Origin of the sequence: Mycobacterium sp. (assembly GCF_025965855.1) — a bacterium.
Taxonomy (GTDB): domain Bacteria; phylum Actinomycetota; class Actinomycetes; order Mycobacteriales; family Mycobacteriaceae; genus Mycobacterium.
The window spans coordinates 1-3,310 of sequence record NZ_JAOPWB010000139.1 but is presented as its reverse complement, the minus strand read 5'-3'; the positions used below and the strand labels follow the sequence as shown (position 1 = coordinate 3,310).

The following is a 3,310-nucleotide window of genomic DNA, read 5'->3' as shown; positions in this document are numbered from 1 at the left end:
GGTCACGGCCGACAGCGTCCACATCGGGGCCACGGTCACCTACGCCCACCTGCTTACCGCGTCGGCCTTCCCCGGCGCGGCGCAGTTGTTGCAACGGGTGGCGGGCGGGATCACCGGCGGTCCGCAGATCCGTTGCCAGGGCACGATCTGCGGCTCCGCCGCCTACGCCAATCCGTCCACAGAGGTCCCCGCGGCGCTGGTGGCGCTGGACGCGACGATGCACCTGCATGGACCCGGCGGGCCCCGCACCACCCCGGCGGCCGCGTTCTTCCTCGACGCCTACCGGGTGGACCTGCGCCGCGGCGAGCTGCTGACGGGGGTCACGGTGGCGACGCGGGCGGCCCGGCTCGGCTACTACAAGCTCAAGCTCGCCGAGGGCAGCTGGCCCATCGCCACCGCCGCGGCCGTACTGCCGCCTGCTGGTGGCGGGTACTTCGGCGCCACGGTCACGCTCGGGGCGATCAGCACCCGGCCGATCAAACTCGACCTGGCCCCGGTACTCGACGACGCCGGCTGGCTCCTGAGCGACGCCGAAGTCGACGACTGGGTGGCCGCGCGGATCGGCGAACCCTGGGACGACGAGCTGGCCCCGGGCAGCTACCGCCGCATGGTGGCCGGGGTCGTCGTGCGCCGTGCCCTGCGCCGAACCTTGGAGGAGAACCGATGACCGAACCCGTACCGGATCGGGACGTGACGATGACGGTGAACGGCCGGGCCTGCCGGGTCCGGTGCGAAGACCGGCACCTGCTCGTCGAAGTGCTGCGCGAGCAGCTTCGTCTCAAAGGCACTCACGCCGGATGTCTGAACGGCGACTGCGGCTCATGCACGGTGGAGCTCGACGGGCAGCCCGTCAAGTCCTGCCTGGTGCTGGCGGCCGCGGCCGAGGGCGCCGAGATCACCACTCTGGAGGGGGTGGCGCAGGGCGGTGAGCTGGACCCGGTGCAGCAGGCTTTCTGGGACAACGACGGTTTTCAGTGCGGTTTCTGCCTCCCGGGCCAGATCTTCGCCACGCGCTGGCTGCTGGCCCGCGACACCGACCCGACCGACGCGGTGATCCGGGAGGCCCTGGCCGGCAACATCTGCCGCTGCACGGGCTACCAGAGCATCGTCGAGTCAGTACGGGCCGCGGCCTCCGGCCTACCCGACGCGGCAAGCCGCTAGGGAGTCAGTGCGCCTCGACGACGTTGGCCAGGATGTGGTCCTCCAGGGTGCGCCGCGCCAGCTCGCCGTCCTTGGCCCGCAGGGCCCGGCGAATGCTCTCGTGATCGACGTGGCGGTGGGCGACGCTGTGCAGCGGCTGGGTCAGCTCGGCGGTGTTGATCAGGAAGTCGCTGAGGTCCCACATGCGCTGGCTCAGGTCCGCGATGATCGCGGAGTCGGCCATCGCGTGGATCTGCGCGTGGAACTCGCGATTGCGGATGCGGTAGGCGTGGGCCCGCTCGGTGAGGTCCTCCTCGTCGACCAGTGCCCCGATGCGGGCCGATATCTCGTTCAGGGCGCGCAGATCCGCGTCGGTGCGCCGGGTCGCGGCGAGGGCGGCGACGGCGCCTTCCATCCCGGCGAACAGGGCGAAGAAGTCGCGCACCTCCTGTGCGCCGTAGCTGGCCACCCGGCACCCGACCTGCGGAATGATGGTGACCAGCCCGTCGGCGGACAGCACGCGCAGCGCCTCCATGATCGGCTGCCTGCTGACCTCGAACTCGGCGCTGAGCTCCTCCACCGACAGCTTCTGCCCGGCGGTGTAGACCCCTTCCAGCAGCCGGGCTTTGATCTCCTGCTGGGCCAGCGCGCCCAAGCGCATGGTGCCGCGCGCTCGCCGGGCACCGGCTGGGGGATCGCTGGAACGTCCGTTGGAAACCACGAGCCAACTGTATCTCGCCGGGCTCCGCGATCGCCGGTTCCGGCGGCTGTGTCGACCACTGCGCGAGCACCGCCCGGGCGCGTACAGTAAGGACTGAATAGTCCTTGACCGTGTTCCGACTCGCGGCTAAGGTCAGGTCTGCCGGTCAGTCCCTATTTCTGCAGGTCCCGCGTGAACCCTGGAGCGTCGACGAACTCGGAGAAGGCGTAGTGCCGGAGTACGTCGAGGAAGGCCTGCCGCTGGGCGGGGTCGACCCGGTCGAGGAGATCCTGCTCGGCCTTCTGTGTCGCGGTCGTCGCACGCTGGCAGAGCTTGCGGCCGCGGGCGGTCAGGGTCGGCCGGCGAGCCCGGCGGTCCCGCGGATCCGGGGTTCGGACAACCAGTCCTTGGGTCTCGAGGGAGTCCAGGGTCGCGGAGATGACGGACTTGTCGATCTTGACGAGCGTGGACAACTCCAGCTGGGTCATCGGCGAGGACATCAGCGCGACCATCACGAAGTGTTCTTTGAGGGTCACCCCGGTCGCCTCCAGTGCGGCGGACTTACTTTGGCCGAATCCGAGCCAAGCGCGGTTCAGCAGCCAGTTGACGTCGCCGTGCAACGGATGTTCGGAGCCTTCCATGTCGGCATCGTACCCAATGTCCGCGCCGTGGCGTCATCAGATCGAGACCGTGCCGTCCGGCCGCCGGTGTCCTCATCAGACTAGTATTGACAAAGAACATCTTGGCAAATACTATCCTGCCAGGGTCGATCGTGGGTCCTGAGTTCCCTTCGCGCTTGAACAGGTAGCCGGCGCCCGCTACCGCAAGCGATCTTCCAGTAACCGTGACAAGGAGAAAAAGGCATGAGCGACTCAAGCTCGGTCAGTGCGGCAGTCGACCGGCCGGTGATTCTCATCAACGGCATGGGGTCGAACTTCGAATCGCTGTGGCGGCGCAACGGCTGGGTCGACAAACTCGAAGCAGCCGGCCGGACCGTGATCGGCGTCGATCTTCCCGGCCACGGGACAGCCAAGGATGCCGCTCAGCGCGACGCCGCCGACCTCCTCCTCGAGGAGGCCGCCAAGCACGGTTCGGTCGACGCCATCGGGTTCTCCGCCGGTGCGTGGGCGTTGCTGCTCGCGGCGAGCGAGCAGCCGGACCTGTTCGAGCGGATCGCCGTTCTCGCCGCCGCCGACGCCGTGCTGACCGGCGGGATGCACAGCGCGGCCATGAACCAGCCGCTCATCGACAGTCTGCGTTCGGCGGAACCCACGGACAATCCCATGGTGAACCTGCTTCGCGGGATCATCGCCGACGCCGGCAACGATCCGGAGGCGGTCGCGGACTATCTCGCCGCGAGCAAGCGCTTCGTCACCGTCGAAGGCCTGGGCCTGATCACGGCCGACGCGCTGGTCATCGACGGCAGTGCGGACGGTGCCGGGCAGTCGGAGCTGGTGGGCACGACGATCC

5 protein-coding genes are annotated in these 3,310 nt (G+C 68.9%); 3 read left to right on the top strand and 2 right to left on the bottom strand.

The genetic code is table 11. The features are described from left to right. Both JWP83_RS11020 and JWP83_RS11015 read left to right on the top strand, forming a co-directional pair. A partial coding sequence (locus tag JWP83_RS11020) for an FAD binding domain-containing protein (protein WP_297729992.1) occupies positions 1-667 on the top strand: 667 nt, incomplete at its 5' end. Continuing rightward, a complete protein-coding gene (locus tag JWP83_RS11015; RefSeq protein WP_297729990.1) occupies positions 664-1,161 on the top strand; it encodes a (2Fe-2S)-binding protein in 498 nt (165 codons plus the stop codon). The genes JWP83_RS11020 and JWP83_RS11015, both read left to right, overlap by 4 nt. Positions 1,162-1,165: 4 nt before the next feature. Here JWP83_RS11015 and JWP83_RS11010 read toward each other — a convergent pair whose 3' ends face one another. Then, positions 1,166-1,861, bottom strand: a complete 696-nt coding sequence (locus JWP83_RS11010) for a GntR family transcriptional regulator (protein ID WP_297729988.1) — start codon at positions 1,859-1,861, stop codon at positions 1,166-1,168. A gap of 152 nt (positions 1,862-2,013) precedes the next feature. Then, positions 2,014-2,481: a MarR family transcriptional regulator gene (locus JWP83_RS11005; protein ID WP_297729986.1), complete on the bottom strand. Its 468-nt coding sequence runs from the start codon at positions 2,479-2,481 to the stop codon at positions 2,014-2,016. A 222-nt stretch (positions 2,482-2,703) separates the two neighbouring features. Here JWP83_RS11005 and JWP83_RS11000 point away from each other — a divergent pair. Next, positions 2,704-3,310 (top strand): alpha/beta fold hydrolase (locus tag JWP83_RS11000; protein ID WP_297729984.1); only part of this gene is annotated, 607 nt, incomplete at its 3' end.